This window comes from Paenibacillus lautus NBRC 15380 (assembly GCF_004000945.1).
Taxonomy (GTDB): domain Bacteria; phylum Bacillota; class Bacilli; order Paenibacillales; family Paenibacillaceae; genus Paenibacillus_AQ; species Paenibacillus_AQ lautus.
In genome coordinates this window covers 361,097-377,722 of record NZ_BIMF01000001.1, presented here as the reverse complement: position 1 = coordinate 377,722, position 16,626 = coordinate 361,097, and the positions used below count along the sequence as shown (strand labels likewise).

At 52.8% G+C, this 16,626-nt stretch carries 14 protein-coding genes; 8 read left to right on the top strand and 6 right to left on the bottom strand.

Annotation, left to right across the window (positions count from 1 at the left end):
- The first annotated feature begins 16 nt into the window (after nt 1-16).
- The 5 genes from PLA01S_RS01630 to htpG all read left to right on the top strand — a co-directional run bounded on the left by PLA01S_RS01630 (nt 17) and on the right by htpG (nt 8,509).
- The gene (locus tag PLA01S_RS01630) at nt 17-1,024 is read left to right on the top strand and encodes a carbohydrate ABC transporter permease (protein WP_127589757.1); all 1,008 of its coding nucleotides are present in this window, start codon (nt 17-19) and stop codon (nt 1,022-1,024) included.
- Nucleotides 1,021-1,833: a carbohydrate ABC transporter permease gene (locus PLA01S_RS01625; protein ID WP_127589756.1), complete on the top strand. Its 813-nt coding sequence runs from the start codon at nt 1,021-1,023 to the stop codon at nt 1,831-1,833. Before PLA01S_RS01630 ends, PLA01S_RS01625 begins: the two co-directional genes overlap by 4 nt.
- Before the next feature lie 156 nt (nt 1,834-1,989).
- On the top strand, nt 1,990-5,088 hold the full coding sequence (locus PLA01S_RS01620; protein ID WP_127589755.1) for a glycoside hydrolase family 2 TIM barrel-domain containing protein: 3,099 nt from the start codon (nt 1,990-1,992) through the stop codon (nt 5,086-5,088).
- Nucleotides 5,089-5,142: 54 nt separating this feature from the next.
- Nucleotides 5,143-6,384 (top strand): MFS transporter, encoded by a 1,242-nt coding sequence (locus PLA01S_RS01615; RefSeq protein WP_127589754.1) that lies wholly within the window; start codon nt 5,143-5,145, stop codon nt 6,382-6,384.
- 247 nt (nt 6,385-6,631) lie between these two features.
- Nucleotides 6,632-8,509 carry a molecular chaperone HtpG gene (htpG, locus tag PLA01S_RS01610; protein WP_127589753.1) on the top strand — a complete coding sequence of 626 codons (1,878 nt, stop codon included), beginning with the start codon at nt 6,632-6,634 and terminating at the stop codon, nt 8,507-8,509.
- A 113-nt stretch (nt 8,510-8,622) separates the two neighbouring features.
- On the opposite strand, the gene PLA01S_RS01605 is transcribed toward htpG, so the two are convergent.
- On the bottom strand, nt 8,623-9,249 hold the full coding sequence (locus PLA01S_RS01605; RefSeq protein ID WP_127589752.1) for a DUF3298 and DUF4163 domain-containing protein: 627 nt from the start codon (nt 9,247-9,249) through the stop codon (nt 8,623-8,625).
- On the opposite strand from PLA01S_RS01605, the gene PLA01S_RS01600 reads away from it, so the two are divergent.
- Entirely contained in the window at nt 9,241-9,468 is a 228-nt protein-coding gene (locus PLA01S_RS01600) for a hypothetical protein (RefSeq protein ID WP_127589751.1), read from the top strand. The two genes, PLA01S_RS01605 and PLA01S_RS01600, sit on opposite strands and share 9 nt — an antisense overlap.
- A gap of 13 nt (nt 9,469-9,481) precedes the next feature.
- Here PLA01S_RS01600 and PLA01S_RS01595 read toward each other — a convergent pair whose 3' ends face one another.
- The 3 genes from PLA01S_RS01595 to PLA01S_RS01585 all read right to left on the bottom strand — a co-directional run bounded on the left by PLA01S_RS01595 (nt 9,482) and on the right by PLA01S_RS01585 (nt 12,005).
- Nucleotides 9,482-10,633 (bottom strand): MFS transporter, encoded by a 1,152-nt coding sequence (locus tag PLA01S_RS01595; RefSeq protein ID WP_127589750.1) that lies wholly within the window; start codon nt 10,631-10,633, stop codon nt 9,482-9,484.
- Nucleotides 10,634-10,675: 42 nt separating this feature from the next.
- Nucleotides 10,676-11,221 (bottom strand): PadR family transcriptional regulator, encoded by a 546-nt coding sequence (locus PLA01S_RS01590; RefSeq protein WP_127589749.1) that lies wholly within the window; start codon nt 11,219-11,221, stop codon nt 10,676-10,678.
- A 397-nt stretch (nt 11,222-11,618) separates the two neighbouring features.
- Nucleotides 11,619-12,005, bottom strand: coding sequence for a winged helix-turn-helix transcriptional regulator (locus tag PLA01S_RS01585; RefSeq protein WP_127589748.1), 387 nt, complete (start codon nt 12,003-12,005; stop codon nt 11,619-11,621).
- 248 nt (nt 12,006-12,253) lie between these two features.
- Here PLA01S_RS01585 and PLA01S_RS01580 point away from each other — a divergent pair, with 248 nt between their 5' ends.
- The gene (locus tag PLA01S_RS01580) at nt 12,254-12,799 is read left to right on the top strand and encodes an NAD(P)H-dependent oxidoreductase (protein ID WP_127589747.1); all 546 of its coding nucleotides are present in this window, start codon (nt 12,254-12,256) and stop codon (nt 12,797-12,799) included.
- A 182-nt stretch (nt 12,800-12,981) separates the two neighbouring features.
- Nucleotides 12,982-13,509, top strand: a complete 528-nt coding sequence (locus PLA01S_RS01575) for a GrpB family protein (protein ID WP_127589746.1) — start codon at nt 12,982-12,984, stop codon at nt 13,507-13,509.
- A 17-nt stretch (nt 13,510-13,526) separates the two neighbouring features.
- Here the strand turns inward: PLA01S_RS01575 and PLA01S_RS01570 are convergent, their stop codons facing one another.
- Nucleotides 13,527-14,588 carry a response regulator transcription factor gene (locus tag PLA01S_RS01570; protein ID WP_127589745.1) on the bottom strand — a complete coding sequence of 354 codons (1,062 nt, stop codon included), beginning with the start codon at nt 14,586-14,588 and terminating at the stop codon, nt 13,527-13,529.
- Nucleotides 14,566-16,434 (bottom strand): sensor histidine kinase, encoded by a 1,869-nt coding sequence (locus PLA01S_RS01565; protein WP_127589744.1) that lies wholly within the window; start codon nt 16,432-16,434, stop codon nt 14,566-14,568. The genes PLA01S_RS01570 and PLA01S_RS01565 overlap by 23 nt, the downstream gene beginning before the upstream one ends.
- Nucleotides 16,435-16,626 lie beyond the last annotated feature (192 nt).

Sequence of the window (16,626 nt, the reverse complement as noted above, 5' to 3'; positions counted from 1 at the left end):
AAGAAGGTTCGCGAAAATGGCCCACACTCAAGTGCCTTACTCACAACAGCAGACAGCGGCCCCGAAGCGACTTGGACCAAAACGTTGGGGTGGGGCCGTGCCCTACCTCTTCATTTTTCCATGGATATTCGGATTCCTGGTATTCACGCTTGGCCCGCTGCTGTTTTCCCTCGTCATTTCGTTTTTTGATTGGCCGATCGTAGGCCAAGTGACCTTTGTCGGCATCGACAACTATGTGGAGATGTTCTCGAATGATCCGTTGTTCTGGAAATCGCTGCTGGTTACGCTGAAATTCGCGGCTTTGTTTGTGCCGCTGAACATCATCGTGGCTTTGGGACTCGCCATGCTGCTGAATCAGAAGGTAAAAGGGAGCGCGTTCTTCCGCACCGCCTTCTACCTGCCGTCGGTCATTTCCGGCGTAGCCCTCGCCATGATCTGGTCGTGGGTGTACAGCGGGGATTACGGGATCCTGAATTTCTTTTTATCGCTTGTCGGCATCGAAGGCCCGGATTGGCTGAACGATACGAAGTGGTCCCTGGTCGCCATGGTCATTGCAAGCCTGTGGGGACAGGGCTCGATGATGCTTATTTTTCTGGCGGGTCTCAAGGGAATTCCGAAGGACCTGTATGAGTCGGCCTCGATGGACGGGGCGGGCAAGATCAGGCAGTTTTTCAATGTGACCATCCCGATGATCACGCCGACCCTGCTGTTTAACCTGATTACATCCATCATTGCCGCCTTCCAGCAGCTGACGCTGGCACTTCTGCTTACCGGCGGTGGTCCGCTGAAGTCGACGTTTTTCTATGCGATGTACATGTATGAGAATGCGTTCAAGTATTTCAAGATGGGTTATTCTGCAGCCAACGCCTGGTTCATGTTCCTGATCGTGCTGACGCTGACTTTCCTCGTGTTCAAGTCTTCGGAGGCCTGGGTGTTCTATGAGGGCGAGATGAAGACGAAGAAGGCGAAGCCGAAGCGTAACAAAGCAGGCGTACCTGCCGGCAGAGAGGGGCGTTCCGCATGAAAAAAGTAATTACGTACACACTGCTCATCTTGTGCTCCCTGCTGTTCATTGCTCCGCTCTTCTGGGCCGTCACAACGGCGCTTAAGTCGCAGCAGGAGCTGTATCTGTTTCCTCCGAAATGGCTTCCTTCCGTGTGGAGATTCAGCAATTTCGCGGAAGCCTGGAGCATTCAGCCGTTTAACCTGTTTTTGAAAAATACGCTGATCGTGACGCTGCTCTCGACGCTCGGACAGCTCATATCGTGCACGCTGGTGGCATACGGGTTCGCCCGGTTTCAGTTCAAGGGACGGGATGCGCTGTTTCTGATCGTGCTTGCCACCATGATGATTCCGTGGGAAGTGACCATGATTCCGCAGTATATGGAATTCAACTACTTGGGCTGGATCAATACACTCAAACCACTCATCGTACCGTCCTGGTTCGGTTCCGCCTATTTCATCTTCCTGCTGCGCCAGTTCATCATGACCTTGCCGAAGGAGCTGGATGAAGCGGCAACCATTGACGGGGCGGGCAAAATGATGGTTCTGCTGCGGATCATCGTGCCGCTGATGGGACCCTCGCTCATTCTGGTGGCCGTGTTCCATATGATGAGCTGCTGGAACGATTATCTGGGGCCGCTCATCTTCCTGAACGATCAGACGAAATATACGCTGACGCTGGGGTTATCCCAATTCAAGGGCATGCACGGCGTCGATATGCAATCCATTATGGCCATCACCTGCCTGATCTCGATTCCGCCGCTTGCCGTATTTTTCTTTGCGCAGCGTTATATCGTTGGCGGCATTGCCACGACGGGGATCAAGGGGTAAACGGTGCCGGTGATAGAGAGGCATCCAGGATGGATATGCAGCATAATGCAGGATCAGCACATAGAAGTGCGTGTTCGAAAAGTCATGGAAAGATGACTTTTTGAACTACCTCTAGAAGCGAAGCTTAGACCGCTTGGGAAAGGATGGAGAGACATTATGAAGGACCATCGTATCGGCCGCGACTGGGATGACCTAAGCGTGCTGGAACGAAACCGGGTGAAGAGCCGGGCTTATTTCATTCCGTTCGCGGATACGGACGGCGCATTAAGTTATGACAGAGGCAGCTCGGCTTGGTACCAATCACTGAACGGGGTGTGGAAATTCCACTATGCCGAGGAGCCGGAGACTGCTCCTGAAGCATTTTATGAAGAGGATTACGATGTATCGGCCTGGGATGACCTCCCGGTTCCGGGGCACTGGCAGCTTCAGGGCTACGGGCATCCGCATTACACGGACCTGTACTATCCGTTCCCCGTGGATCCGCCGCATGTGCCGAACGCAAATCCGACCGGCAGCTACGTACGCGAGTTCGAGCTTCCGGAGCATTGGGACGGCCAAAAGATTTGCGTCAAATTCGACGGGGTGGACAGTGCGTTTCATGTGTGGCTGAACGGGTCGTTTATCGGCTACAGCCAGGGAAGCCGGCTGACCTCGGAATTCGATGTGACGCCTTACCTGAAGGCCGGGGTAAACAAGATGTCCGTTCGGGTGTATCAGTGGTCCGATGGAAGCTATCTGGAAGACCAGGACATGTGGTGGATGAGCGGCATTTTACGGGACGTGTACCTGATCGCCGAGCCATCGGCGCTTCGCATCAACGACTTCCGCGTAACGACCGAGCTGGATGCGGAGTATCTGAACGCCAAGCTGCAGGTGCGATTGGAGCTGGAAGGAACGGAGTCCGGATCGGTCCAGCTGCAGCTGCTTGATGGAACCGGTGCGGTGGTGGGTTCAGTCGAAAAGGACGTCACACACTCCGCTGCGGAGGATTTTGAGATCGAGGTGGCCGGCCCGGATTTATGGAGTGCCGAGTCACCGGCGCTGTACCACCTGGTGATCATCCTGCAGGATGATCAAGGGGGAACGGTGGAGACGGTGGCGCAGCGCGTCGGATTCCGCTCCATCGAAGTGAAGGATGGACAGCTTCTGGTAAACGGCAAGGCGATCCTGCTTAAAGGCGTCAACCGCCATGACCATCATCCGGATACGGGTCGAACCGTCACCCTGTCCACGATGCTGGAGGATATCCGTTTGATGAAGCAGCACAACATCAATGCCGTGCGGACGGCGCATTACCCGAATGACCCCCGATTCTACGAGCTGTGCGACGTGTATGGACTGTACGTCATGGAAGAGACGGATTTGGAGACCCACGGCTTCGAGCCGCTCGGCAACATTTCCCGCCTTAGCGACGACCCGGATTGGAAGGAAGCCTATGTGGACCGTGTCCGCCGGATGGTGGGGCGGGATAAAAACCATCCGTCCGTGCTGTTCTGGTCCCTCGGCAACGAATCCGGCTTCGGCTGCAATTTCCGCGCGATGGCGGAGTGGTGCCGGGAGAATGATCCGACGAGGCTGATCCATTATGAGGAGGATCGCGAAGCCGAGGTGTGCGACGTGGTGAGCACCATGTATTCCTCCGTCGAGAAGATGGAGGGCTTCGGCAAAATGGCCGATCATCCCAAGCCGCATATTCTGTGCGAATTCGCGCACGCGATGGGCAACGGGCCCGGCGGACTGCGTCCTTACTTCGATACCTTTGAAGCGCATCGCCGCCTTGCGGGCGGTTTTGTATGGGAATGGATCGATCACGGGCTGAGCAGAAGGACCCCGGACGGCAGGAAGGATTATGCATACGGCGGCGATTATGGCGATGTGCCGAACAACAGCAATTTTGTCATCGACGGTTTGGTCCGTCCGGACCGGACGCCTTCGCCTGGACTTCTGGAATACAAAAAGGTCATTGAGCCTGTCCGTATGACGATGCCGAATCAGGATTTGCTGCACATTGCGAACCGCTATGATTTCATTTCGCTGGATCATCTGGAGGCCCATTACCGGGTGTTGGCCGATGGACAGCTTGTCCATAGCGGGGTACTGGAGCTTCCCCGCATCGAAGCAGGCACAAGCGCGGAGCTAAGCCTCCTGGTGGTCTTGGAGCAAGCGACAATCGGCGCGAGTCCTTATGCCGAGCTGTGGCTTGAGGTATCCCTCTCGCTGGCTGCGGACTGCCGCTGGGCGGAACGGGGACATGAGGTGGCGTGGTCCCAGCTTATGCTGCGGGAATCGTCGAAGCCCGAATTCGAGCCAACGGCTGCCCTGCGGCGGGGGCCTCTACAGATTAGCGAGGAGAAGCACAGCCTTCAAGTGAAGAATGGCAGCTTTCAGCTGTCACTCAGCACCCTCCGTTCCGGGTTCCAAAGCTTGTCCATCCATGGCAAAAGAATCACGCTTGGCGGACCGGCGCTGAATTTCTGGCGTCCGCCGATCGATAACGATATGTACGTGCTTCCGGATTGGCGCAAGGCCCATCTGGACCGGCTCTCTGAACGGATCGATCATTTCGAATGGAAGCGACTGGACCAAGACAGCGTGGAGGTGCGCCTTATTTCCCGGATTGCACCGCCGGTATATGATTGGGGCTTCCGCTGCGAAACGACCTATACGATCACTTCCAGCGGTCTAATGATTATGGACGTGAAGGGTAAGCCAATCGGCACGCCGCCCGCCATGCTGCCGAAAATCGGGCTTCAAATGCAAGTCGCGGGCGACATGGAACATGTCCGGTGGTACGGCAGAGGACCTGGGGAAAGCTACCCGGACAGCCTGGAAGCGGGACGGTTCGGGGAATACCGCAGCACGGTGGACGGCTTGTTCACGCCGTATATTTATCCGCAGGAGAACGGGAACCGATCGGATGTCCGCTGGATCTCGCTCGCAGATGGCGCGGGATTGGGACTCCTCGCCGTTGGCGAGCCTGACCTGAATTTCAGTGCGAGCCGGTACACCGATCAGGATGTGGAGTCCGCCGCGCATGCCAGCGACCTTGTTCCGCGCAGCTTCATTACGCTGAATCTGGATTACCGGCAGAACGGACTTGGCAGCAACAGCTGCGGTCCGGCACAGTCTCCAGAGCACTCGCTCAAGCCGGAGCCGTTTTCGTTCCGCATTCTCCTGAAGGCGTACGCTGCCGAGGATACCGATCCGGTAAGACTGAGCCGGCGGATGCGCTCGGAAGCGGAATTATACAAGTAACCGACTGATTTTCATTTCAGATCGTCATCGGATTTTCTGGAGAAGGGGAATAACATGTCCTTTTACATCAAAGACCTGCTGCAGCTGTCTACGGGGGTGCGCCGGTTCCTCATAAGCGAGGCTTTCTATGGTATCGGAATCGGCCTCTATACGCTCGTCCTGAATCTGCATCTGCTCTTCCGGGGGCTTAGGGAAGACGAGATCGGCGCGTTGGTGTCGATGGGCATTCTGATCATGGGCGTGCTCGCCATTCCGGTATCCCTGCTCGCTAACCGGACCGGAAGAAAAAAACTGCTGGTTACCGGCGTATTCTTTATCGCCGCAGGCAATGTGCTGTTTGCCGTCAGCGATGATTTGCTGTGGTTCTATGCCGCTCAAATATTGGTGTCTACCGGCTTGACGCTTGTGGAGACGACGGAGATTCAGCTTCTCTTCCATTATTGCCGTTCCCGTAAGGAGGAGGCCCGTGCATTTTCCTTGATGTTTGCCGTTTTTACGGCTTTCACGGGTCTCGGAACGCTGGCAGCCGGATATATCTCGAAGGGATTTGAAGGAAGCAGGGGTTATGAGGTGTCTCTTCTGCTGACCGGGCTTGTGCTTGTGCTTCACGGCATTATCCGGGCATTCTGGCTGCCTGCCGAGCTCAGGGGCGTGGATGAGGAAGCTGCGGCTGCTTCGCCTTCGAGGGGAATATCCAGGTTAACGGGACCTCTATCCTCCGGGACCTTGTGGCTGTTCGCCGTGTTTACGGCGCTGCTCGGTGGCTGTATCGCGATGACTGGCTCATTCCTGAACGTCATCGTGAAGTTCCGCCTGGATTGGATGGATGACCAGGTATCTTTAATTCTTGCCATCGGCGCGATCCTGCTGTTTATATGCTCACTGATGACACCGTACGTCATGGAGCGGTTCGGTTATAACACGGCTATCATCTCGGTGTTTATCGTTAATATTTTGCTGTTTGCCGCTCTATACATGATTCTCCCCGTATGGCTGTTTGTCGGGCTGTTTCTGCTGCGGGGCGGAGGCGTGACCATGCTGTCCAATTTGCTGGACAGTCTGCTGATGTCGGCTTTCGATGAGAAGGAGCGCAATCTGTACGCCGGCATGCGGTCGGTTTTCCGAAGTTTAGGCTCGTCCGGGGCAACCTTTGTCGCCGGACTGATCCTGGCCAGGCAGGATTATCGGCTCCCCTTTCTGGCTACGGCCGGCGTGCTGCTCCTATGCGGCCTGTATTACGTATGGTGGATTCGTCCGGTCTTATCCAAGAGATTAAACAGCAGCATAGAACCATGAATGTGAAGGGCCGTCTAAAAGGGAAATCCTCTTTTAGACGGCTTTTTTGCCGATTGCAGCATGCTCTTTCATATTCATCTTACGGCGTCGGGTTCACCGCTACAGGCTGAACCCGTATTTGTTCCAGGGAAAGTCTTTAAACATATTGACATCAAAAATTGGTACATGTTTAAATAGAGGAAGTGTTAGCACTCTGCTGTAAAGAGTGCTAAAAAAACCTCGTTCAGATTGGAAAGGAGATTTTTTCATGGCGAAAAAACAGTTTAAAGCTGAGTCCAAACGGCTGCTCGAGATGATGATCAACTCCATCTATACGCAGCGTGAAATTTTTCTGCGTGAGCTGATTTCAAATGCCAGCGACGCGATCGACAAGATTTACTATAAAGCACTGACCGACGACAACTTGACCTTTAATAAAGAAGATTACTACGTTAAGATTACTGCAGATAAAGCCAACCGCACGCTGACCATTACCGACACGGGGATCGGGATGACCAAGGAAGACCTGGAGAATAACCTCGGCGTCATCGCGAAGAGCGGTTCCCTTGCATTCAAGAGTGAGAACGAAGCGAAGGACGGCCACAATATTATCGGCCAGTTCGGCGTAGGCTTCTACTCCGCTTTCATGGTGGCCGATGTTGTTACCGTAACCAGCAGAGCCCTCGGCAGCGACGAAGCATTCAAGTGGGAATCCGAAGGCGCGGACGGATACACCATTACACCGGCCGAGAAGGATGCTGTCGGAACCGAGATCGTGCTGAAGATCAAGGAGAACACGGAAGACGATCAGTATGACGAGTACTTGGAAGAATATCGCCTAAGAGCGATCATTAAGAAGTACTCGGACTTCATCCGTTATCCGATCAAGATGGACGTGAAAACGCAGCGTCCGAAGGCAGATGCCGAGAACGAATTCGAGGAAGTTCAGGAAGAGCAGACCATTAACAGCATGGTGCCGATCTGGCGTAAGAATAAAAGCGAGCTGACCGACGCGGATTACGAGAATTTCTACAATGAGAAGCGTTATGGCTTCGATAAACCGCTGAAGCACATTCATGTCAAGGCAGACGGAGCCGTTGTATACAACGCGATTTTGTTCATTCCCGAGAATACGCCGTTCGATTATTACACCAAGGAATACGAGAAAGGGCTGGAGCTCTATTCCAACGGCGTCCTGATCATGGACAAATGCGGCGACCTCCTGCCGGACTACTTCAGCTTCGTGAAAGGGATGGTCGATTCCGAGGATCTGTCGCTGAACATCTCCCGCGAGATGCTCCAGCATGACCGTCAGCTGACGCTGATTGCAAAGAACATCAAGAGCAAAGTGAAAAGCGCGCTGCAGGGCATGATGAAGGACGAGCGGGAGAATTACGAGAAGTTCTTTGCATCCTTCGGCAGAGGCTTGAAATTCGGCGTCTACAACGATTACGGCATGAACAAGGAAGATCTTCAGGATCTGCTGCTGTTTACTTCCTCCAAGGAGAAGAAGCTGGTCTCCCTGGATGAGTACGTGTCGAGAATGCCGGAAGATCAGAAATATATCTATTATGCTTCCGGGGATTCCATCGACCGGATCGAGAAGCTCCCGCAGACGGAAATGGTGCTCGATAAAGGTTATGAAATTCTGTACTTTACTGACGATGTCGATGAGTTTGCAATCAAGATGCTCATGAAATACAAGGAGAAGGAATTCAAGTCGGTATCCAGCGGCGATCTTGGCCTTGATTCCGAAGCGGACAAACAGGAGAATGAAGCTGAAGATAACGACAATAAGGAGCTCTTTGAAGCCATGGGCAGTCTCTTGGCTGGCAAGGTGAAATCCGTCAAAGCCTCCAAACGACTGAAATCCCATCCGGTATGCCTGTCCACGGAGGGCGATGTCTCGATCGAGATGGAGAAAATATTGAAGGCGATGCCGAACGGACAGGATATCCAAGCCGACAAGGTGCTGGAGATTAACACGAACCATGAAGTATTCCAATCCCTGAAGACGCTGCAAGCCGATCAGGATAAGCTGAAGCTCTACACGAATCTGCTGTACAATCAGGCGCTGCTGATCGAAGGCTTGCCGATTGCCGATCCGGTGGAATTTACGAACGATATTTGCAAAATCATGGTGTAACCGTCGTAGCTAAACTCGTGCGATGATAACAAAAACAAACCCGATCCTCTGGTAAGGTACCAGAGGATCGGGTTTGTTTGTTTCTGCATATCACCTGAACACGGTACGGCTCGTTACACCACGTCCGCGGCAAGATCCGATAACAATCCGTTCTCGGGCGCCATACTCAAGAGGTCATATACCGATATGGGGAACATCGGAAAGCCGACACAGTATGGCGAGATGGCATATAGCGGATAGAAGATAACCAGGGACTTATCCGCCAGATAGAAGTCCTGATTCGGCGAAACGGTAACCGGACGGCTCTCCAGCACGGGCATGCCGCGTTCCTTGATCTGACGGTTTACTTCGGCGGCCAGGACGGCTTGATAGCTGGAGTCTGGACGGAACAGGTCGGATAAAGCGTAGGATTGTCCGTTAGCCGTGGAAAAGGTCAGTCCTTTTGTCACCGTATACCCGTGCGCCATATGCTCGGAGTAGGTGTAGTTGGTCAGCACGAGGCTAAGAATGCCGCGCTCGTTCGTTTTAATCTCAAAGGTGGCTGTCGTTTGCGGGTTGGTGCCGGTCTGAACCTGCTGCTGTTCACGCTGCATATCCTGAATTTGAAGAATAATGGCCCGGTTGATGGCTTCTTCTGCTCCAGGATTCATGAGGCCGTATACCTGCGGATAATGAATCACGAGACCGGGTGCCGTATGCGTGAGGGTATGGATGTTCACCGGCGGTACATATTGCGCCATGCGTACCATCGCTCCAATCTAACATTAGATACGTTAGCCTGTTCGGAAGCGGGCGCGGAGGTTACGAAGCCTGGAGGGTCGGGAAGTTCGGAACCTCGTAGGCTGGCGGGCTTTGAAGCTTGGAAGCTTGGTTGGAAGCTCGATCACCCCTGCGGAACGGCTTTCGGGCAGACAGAACGCTCTTATGCGGCGGTTCCGGTCCGCGGCGTGTTTGCCTGAAATCGGATATCCTTCACTCTTTGTCTGCAACGCCGGACGTAAGCAGTCTTCTTACAAAGATCGTGAATATGACTAAGGAAACGGCAGCCGATGCAGCCGTAACCGTAAACAGATATGCATAGCCGATACGCTCGGAGACCAGGCCTAACAGGATGGCACCAAGTCCAATGCCGAGATCGAATGCCGTCATGAACGAGGCGTTGGCTGCGCCTCTCCGGTTCTCCGGAGCAATGCGCAGGGTGGCTGCTTGTAGAGCGGGCTGGGCCGAACCGAAGCCGATACCGTACAGAATGGCGGCTGTAATCAGTCCGGGCAATCCGTTCGACAGGCTTAAGACGATCAGAGCCGCCGCCGTTACGACAAGGGACGGAATGATGACAGCCGCTTCACCGAAACGGTCCGACAGCTTCCCGGCAAAGGGCCTGATCAAGGTAAGAGCGACGGCGTACACCAGGAAAAAGGTTCCCGGATTGACCCGGATGGACTCGGCAAACAACGGGAGAAAGGTCGTAATTCCCCCATAGGCGACGGCCAGGAAAAAGATGGCGACCGTGACCGGGAGAACGGATTTCTCGACCAACTGAATTCGCCCTGCCGAAGGTTTGGCTTGATAAGGGGCTCTGGTCATGTAGGCAAGTATGAAGGCAATCAGAGAGAGCCCGGTAGCGACAAGAAACAACGTCCGAAACGAATACCCGCTGACGATAAAAGTACCCAGCATGGGGCCGATGGCCATCGCAACCGTCATCGCCATACCGTACCAGCCCATGCCTTCCCCACGACGGGAGGTCGGAATTAAATCCGTAATGACCGTTCCGATGGAGGTTGTCGAGAAAGCCCAGCTCGCGCCGTGCAGGATCCGCAGCGCAAGCAGAAGCAGAATGCTGCCAACCCAATCGTAGAGATACATCGAGAGAACAAAGAAGATAAGACCCCATACGTAAAAAGCTCTTCTGCCGTACCGATCCACCAATCCCCCGACCATCGGGCGAAAGACCACAGCCGTCAGCGTGAACGCACCGGCCGCCAATCCCACCTGGGTTTCGGAGCCGCCTAAATGCTTGATATACAGCGGAAGCGTGGGCAGCAGCAGATAGAAGCCCGTAAACAGAAACAACATCCCGACCGTCATCTGAATAAACGGCTTCGTCCATAAACGTTCCATCCTATATCCCTCCTTATATCCAATGTATAAAACGCTTGAACGCTAGTCCTCTTCGGAATTGACAGCCGCCATTTCTTTCTTGATCCACTCGATATTCGTCATTCCCATCTGCTTCCGGTGATCCAGCACCCTTAGCAATTGAAGTCGCTGTTTCTCAGGCTCAGGTTTATAAAACGTGAGCTCCGCTTCAAAGTCCGTCACATGTTTCAGGTTGGTCTCCAGATAAATCAAATACTGCTCTAGACAATCGAGCCGAACCTTCTTCGGTACATACCTGAAATACACCATTTTGAAATGGAATATTTGCTCCGTATCCATGTTGTATTCCAGCGGTTTCTCCATGAGCTCGAGAAACTTCTTCCGTCCGGAATCGGTAATCCCGTAGATTTTTCGGGGGCGTTTGCCTCCGCCGGATTCGTCCAGACGAAGATGGATCCACTCGTGATCCACCATCCGGGAGAGCAGGGGATATAACGTTCCGGAACTGATCTGGCGGTAAGGCCCGCCTGCATTTTTAAGGATCTCTTGAAGCATGTAACCGTGTTTATCTCCGGTCATCAATTCACCCAGAACAAAAATCTCATACATATGGCTCCTCCTAAAATATGTCGATACGATATAAATATATATCGTATCGACATAAATAAGCAATGCCTGAAAGTGAATTTCTGCAATCGATTTTCAAACTACGGTCAACCGTTGGCAGATATTCGATTAGATTATGCGATAGGTGAAGAGAAGCAAGGGGGAGTGATTTGGTTATGGTTTTAAATACCAGCCTGGAGAGGAGCAGTCAGTGAAGCCGACCCCAAGAGGATCGGCTGGAAGAATGCAAACAGGAAGGAGGAAGCAGAAGCCAAATGTAACATAAGGTATACATAAGGTATTTGGCAGACACGAATCCGATGTGGGCATCAGGGGGGAGACAGATGCGTACGATATGCGAACAATACCCGGCGCTTCATTCCAGGTGTGCTTTTTTCGTTTACATTCCACCTGCGTTTTTCCCGTGACTTTCATCAGGCTGTCCGTTGACCTTGTCGACATAATCCAAATGTTGAAACCCCCAGGTGCACATGTCGGTGAGTACGCTGTCCAAGCTCTTTCCATGCTCCGAGATGGAATACTCCACCTTGGGCGGAATCTCCTGATATACCTTGCGTACGACCAGCCCATCCTGTTCCAGTTCACGGAGCTGATTCGTGAGCATGCCTTGGGTCACACCCGGAAGCAGCCGCCGGAGTTCCCCGAACCGTTTGGTTCCGTCTTGGAGCAGTATAAACAGAATCAGCGGCTTCCACTTGCCGCCGATTAGTTGCAGTGTGGTCAGGATGCCGTCAGTGTTAGGCCGTTCATGATCGGTTGTTCTCATATTCTCATCTCCCATAGGAAGTGTGCCATCGGTCTTTGTTCATTTGATGTTAGTAATGTAGCACAGTATTCGGTTAAAACCCAGTACTATTCTTCTTCGTACTTAGTACGTTTTATCGTACTATGCATGGGAGGAATAGGTACGCTAAAACCGACTAAGTACATAAAAAGAGCGTACTTTTCAACGAAACCGATCCGAAACATAATGGGGGTGTCAAACAAACCAAATGAGACAGGAGAGACCTGAATATGAAAATCATGGTGATTGTAGCTCATCCGAATTTAGACAACTCGCGTGCGAATCGAGCGCTGATGGAGCACAGCGGGCTGTATGCGAATGGAAATGTAGATGTCCGGGATCTTTACAAGGAATATCCGGACTGGAATATCGATATCGAGCGTGAGCAGCAGCTTCTTCTTCAGTATGATCGGGTGGTGTTCCAGTTCCCTTTTTACTGGTACAGCTGTCCGCCCCTGCTGAAGAAATGGTTCGATGACGTGCTGATCTTCGGCTGGGCGTTCGGACCGGAAGGCAACAGCCTGAAGGGCAAGGAATTTATGCTGGCCACGACGGCAGCAGGCACGGAACATGAGTATCAGGCAGGCGGGGACAATTGGTACACCGTCAGTGAGCTGCTGCGCCCGATTCAAGCCACGTTGGACCGGTGCAAAGTCCGTTATTTGCCGGCCTTCGCGACTTATAACGTGGAGCGGGTAAGCGATGAAACCCTTCAGGCGGAGGCCGACAGATATGCCGATCAGGTTCTAGCACCTGCAGCTGAAAGTCGATACTAAGGCATGCTTGAACAGAAGCTGATAGAACGTTGGCACTTGTCGGCTGAAAACATTCAGTGCATGATAGAGTTATATATGACATGACCTGAAGCAGTGTCTATGGGGTTTTAGGCCAGCCCATTACGGGTTGGTTCGAAGCGGCTTCATAGCACATGCTTACAAAACTTGCAGGAGAATCCTTCATGACGATTGATGAAGCCATTCATTTGGAGTCCTACGACAAGCAGTGGGCGGATCGGTTTAGCGACGAACACCAGACGTTAATCAGGGAGATCGGCCCTTATACGGCCGCCATCGAACATTTCGGAAGCACATCCGTACCGGGGATGACGGCCAAACCCATTATCGATATTCTGGTTGGCGTAGAGAACACTCAGCAGGCGAATGAAATCATCCCCAAGCTGACCGCTATGGGTTATGAGGACTTAGGCGAAGCGGGGATCCCCGGCCGTTTATATCTCCGCAAAAGAGGTAGGCATGCCTATAACGTTCATATTGTGTCATACCGTGGCGACATTTGGAATCATAACATCATGATCAGGGAGTACTTGCGAGCACATGCGGTGGAAGCCGACCGTTACAGCGAGATCAAACGACGGATCGTTACGCAAGGGACCCGAACCCTGCTCCAATATTCCAATGAGAAAAATGCATATATAGAGCAGCTTCTTGTCAGAGCCAAAGCATGGATGAACGGGAGAACAAGCTGAATAAGATCCTGCCCGTCTCATCCTCCATTCATGGCCTTGCACTGCTTTCGGTACGCCGAAGGGGTGAGGCCATGAAATTTTTTGAACGTCTTGCTGAAATGGACATAGTCCGAGAAGCCGACGCGGTAGGCCGTTTCCTGGGCGGAAAGCTCAGATTCCGCCAGCAATTCCCTCGCTTTTTCCATGCGGACCTGCACCAGGTATTTCACGAAGTTCATATTCGTTTCGCTCTTGAAGGTACGGCTTAAATACGTGACCGACATTCCCACTGAATCAGCCACCTCCTGTAAGGACAAATCCTCCATCGCATAATTCTCTTCAATGTATCGTTTGGCTTTCTGAATATTGTGGCGAGACCCTAGATTTCGGGAGCCCTTAATCAACGCCAGCATTTCCTTGACCTTATCCTGTATTTGACTGTTGCAGGCCAGGGGATCGTCCTGTGGCCATTGATCCTCGCCGATGTCCATCGCAAGAAGCAAACCGCGTTCTTCAAGAGCAGACAGCAGATCCTGCAGCAGCATATGGGCGTATCGCGACAAGCTCACTTCTTCCGGTCCCCTCGTCTCAAAAAGGGTCATGATCTCGCGGATTTGCTCCAATGCTCCCTGCTCATCGGCAGAATACAGCAGCTCAGCGAGCCTTGCTTTATAGCGCTGCTGCGCAAGCGTCCATTCCGTTTGCCTGGAGAATCGCGCTTTCCGGTTATCCAGCTCCCTGTAGGCACGTTCCAGCGTTGTATGGAACTGCGCCGGGTCGATGGGCTTCAGCAGGAAATCCGAAACGCCATAGCGCAGGGCCTGGCGTGCAAATTCGAAGTTGTCGTGGCCCGACAGGATAATAAAATGCATCTGTGGATGGGATTCTCTGACACGGCGGATAAATTCCAATCCATCCATTTCAGGCATGCAAATGTCGGTCACGATAATGTCGGGCCGGCTATTCTCCAGCATTTGCAGGGCTTCAACCCCGTCTTCGGCTTCGCCGGTGACCGCAATTGGAAGACCAGACCTCTCAACAAGCTTTCGCAAACTTAAATGAATGGCGTATTCGTCATCAATCATCATGATCCGGTACATGGTGTCCCTCCTCGCTAGTCCTATACGGCAGTCTGATTTCAAATATGGTGCTTTCCAAAGGAACGGAATCGACAAGGTGCAGGCCATACTCGGCACCGAAGGTAAGCTGAAGCCTTTGATGCACGTTCAAGAGACCGATGCCGCTGGTGGATTCCTCCCCGTTGTTACGCAGCATGCTTTCACCCGGCTTCTCGCGGGTTTGCAGGATTCGCCTGATCTGCCGCAGCGTTTCCGCCGTCATGCCAATCCCCTTGTCCCGGATGATGATGGCAAAATAGTCCGCCTCCGCACGGGTGCTTATCCCGAGGTAGCTCGGCTTCTTGCCTCGGTATCCGTGGATGAACACATTCTCCACAATCGGCTGCAGCGTAAGCCTGACGGCGTTCACGCGATCCAGGTCCCGTTCGTTCACGTCCATATCGATTTGGAGCCTGCGGAAACGGGCGCTTTGAAGATCGAGATAATACTGGACATGCGTCATCTCCTCCCGCAGCGGCACAACGGATCCGGCATGGCCGATATTGTAACGGAACATGTGGGCCAGCGCCCGCGTCATGCGACTGATTTCCATATGATCGTCCGCGATGGCATATGAATTAATAATCTCCAGTGAATTGTACAAAAAATGCGGGTTGATGTGGGACTGCATGGAGCGGAGCTCGGATTCCTTCTGCTTGATTATGAGCTCCCGTTCCTTCAGCTGGGAATCCTGGACCTCCCGGATCAGCCGCTTCAGCTCTCCCGTCATGCTGTAAAAGCTCTGGAATACGGCGGTCATTTCATTGTTCCGGAACCGATTCATTGTGGTAGGAAGCACAAAATCGCCCCGCTCGACGCGGGCCATCAACTTCTGGAGCATGGAGAGCGGCTTTGTCAAAGACAAAGAGAATCCGCCCACGAGCGCCAATGCAATGATCATGAGAACAGCTGCGGCCGCAAGCGAGTAATTACGCTGGGTGATCAAACCGCCGATGAGATTGTTCAGCGGCAGGTCGGCGACGACCGTCCAGCCGGTGATCTGCGAGCGTTCATGCAGGACCATCTTTTCGGTGCCCGAAGCTGCATCTTGATGCCGGAAGAAGGAGGAGTCCCGGTTTTGAATACGCGTTAACAGCCCCGATTCAACTTGCGTTCCGACCCGACTCGGATCCGGGTGGTAAATCATCTGCCCATCCTTACCCATGATCCAGACGTCAAAGCCGCCCAGCGAATCGTTAGAGCAGATGGCTCCGATTTGCTTCAGATTGAGGTCGACAATCAATAAGCCTTTATAGAGAAAGGAAGAATTGTCATACAGCTTTCGGGCCACGGTAAGGGCTGGCGTGTTTCCTACCCGGCTGAGGCCGATGATTTGAAAATCGTTGAATTGATCCAGCTGGGCTTGAAAGGATCGGTTGCGTTTGCGGATTTCACTCATATCGAGCAGCCCCGGCGCGCTTTCGTAATCGGTAATTTGCCGCTTGTTCTCGGCGACGAGCGAGATTCCGATAATGTCGGACCTGCCGTAGATCATCTGGGCAAACAAGTCGTCCTCCACTTTTTTGGCAAGCTGAAAGTACGCATAGGGAGTAAGCTGGGTAGTTGAGAGAAATTGCTGGATCTGCGGGTTGTGGATAAAGGGATAGGTGGAATTCTCCAGATTGGATATGTAAGAATCCAGCGAGACGTTGGTTTGCTCGATGATACGCTTGTTGGCGCCTGCGGCAAACTGTTCAATCGCTTCGGTAGACGACTGGTACCAGAAGCTGCCGAGCAGAAAGAAGGGGAGGCCAATGAATAGGATGATCAGAACGAACAATCGTTGGTTAATGGTCAGATTACCGGTGGAAACGCCTTGGATGTTCATCGCTCTTCCGCCTTCCTCGCATTGAAGTAGAGAATGTAAGGAACATTGTAGCAAAAAAACACAAGTTGTAAATAAAAAAACATGATGCCGCAGCAAGAAATCACAAGTGGGCTAAGAAAGCACATGGGCGCATTCGGTCGTTATCAACTACAATCTCATTAATCCATTTCAATCAATCAGGGGGCGAGGATT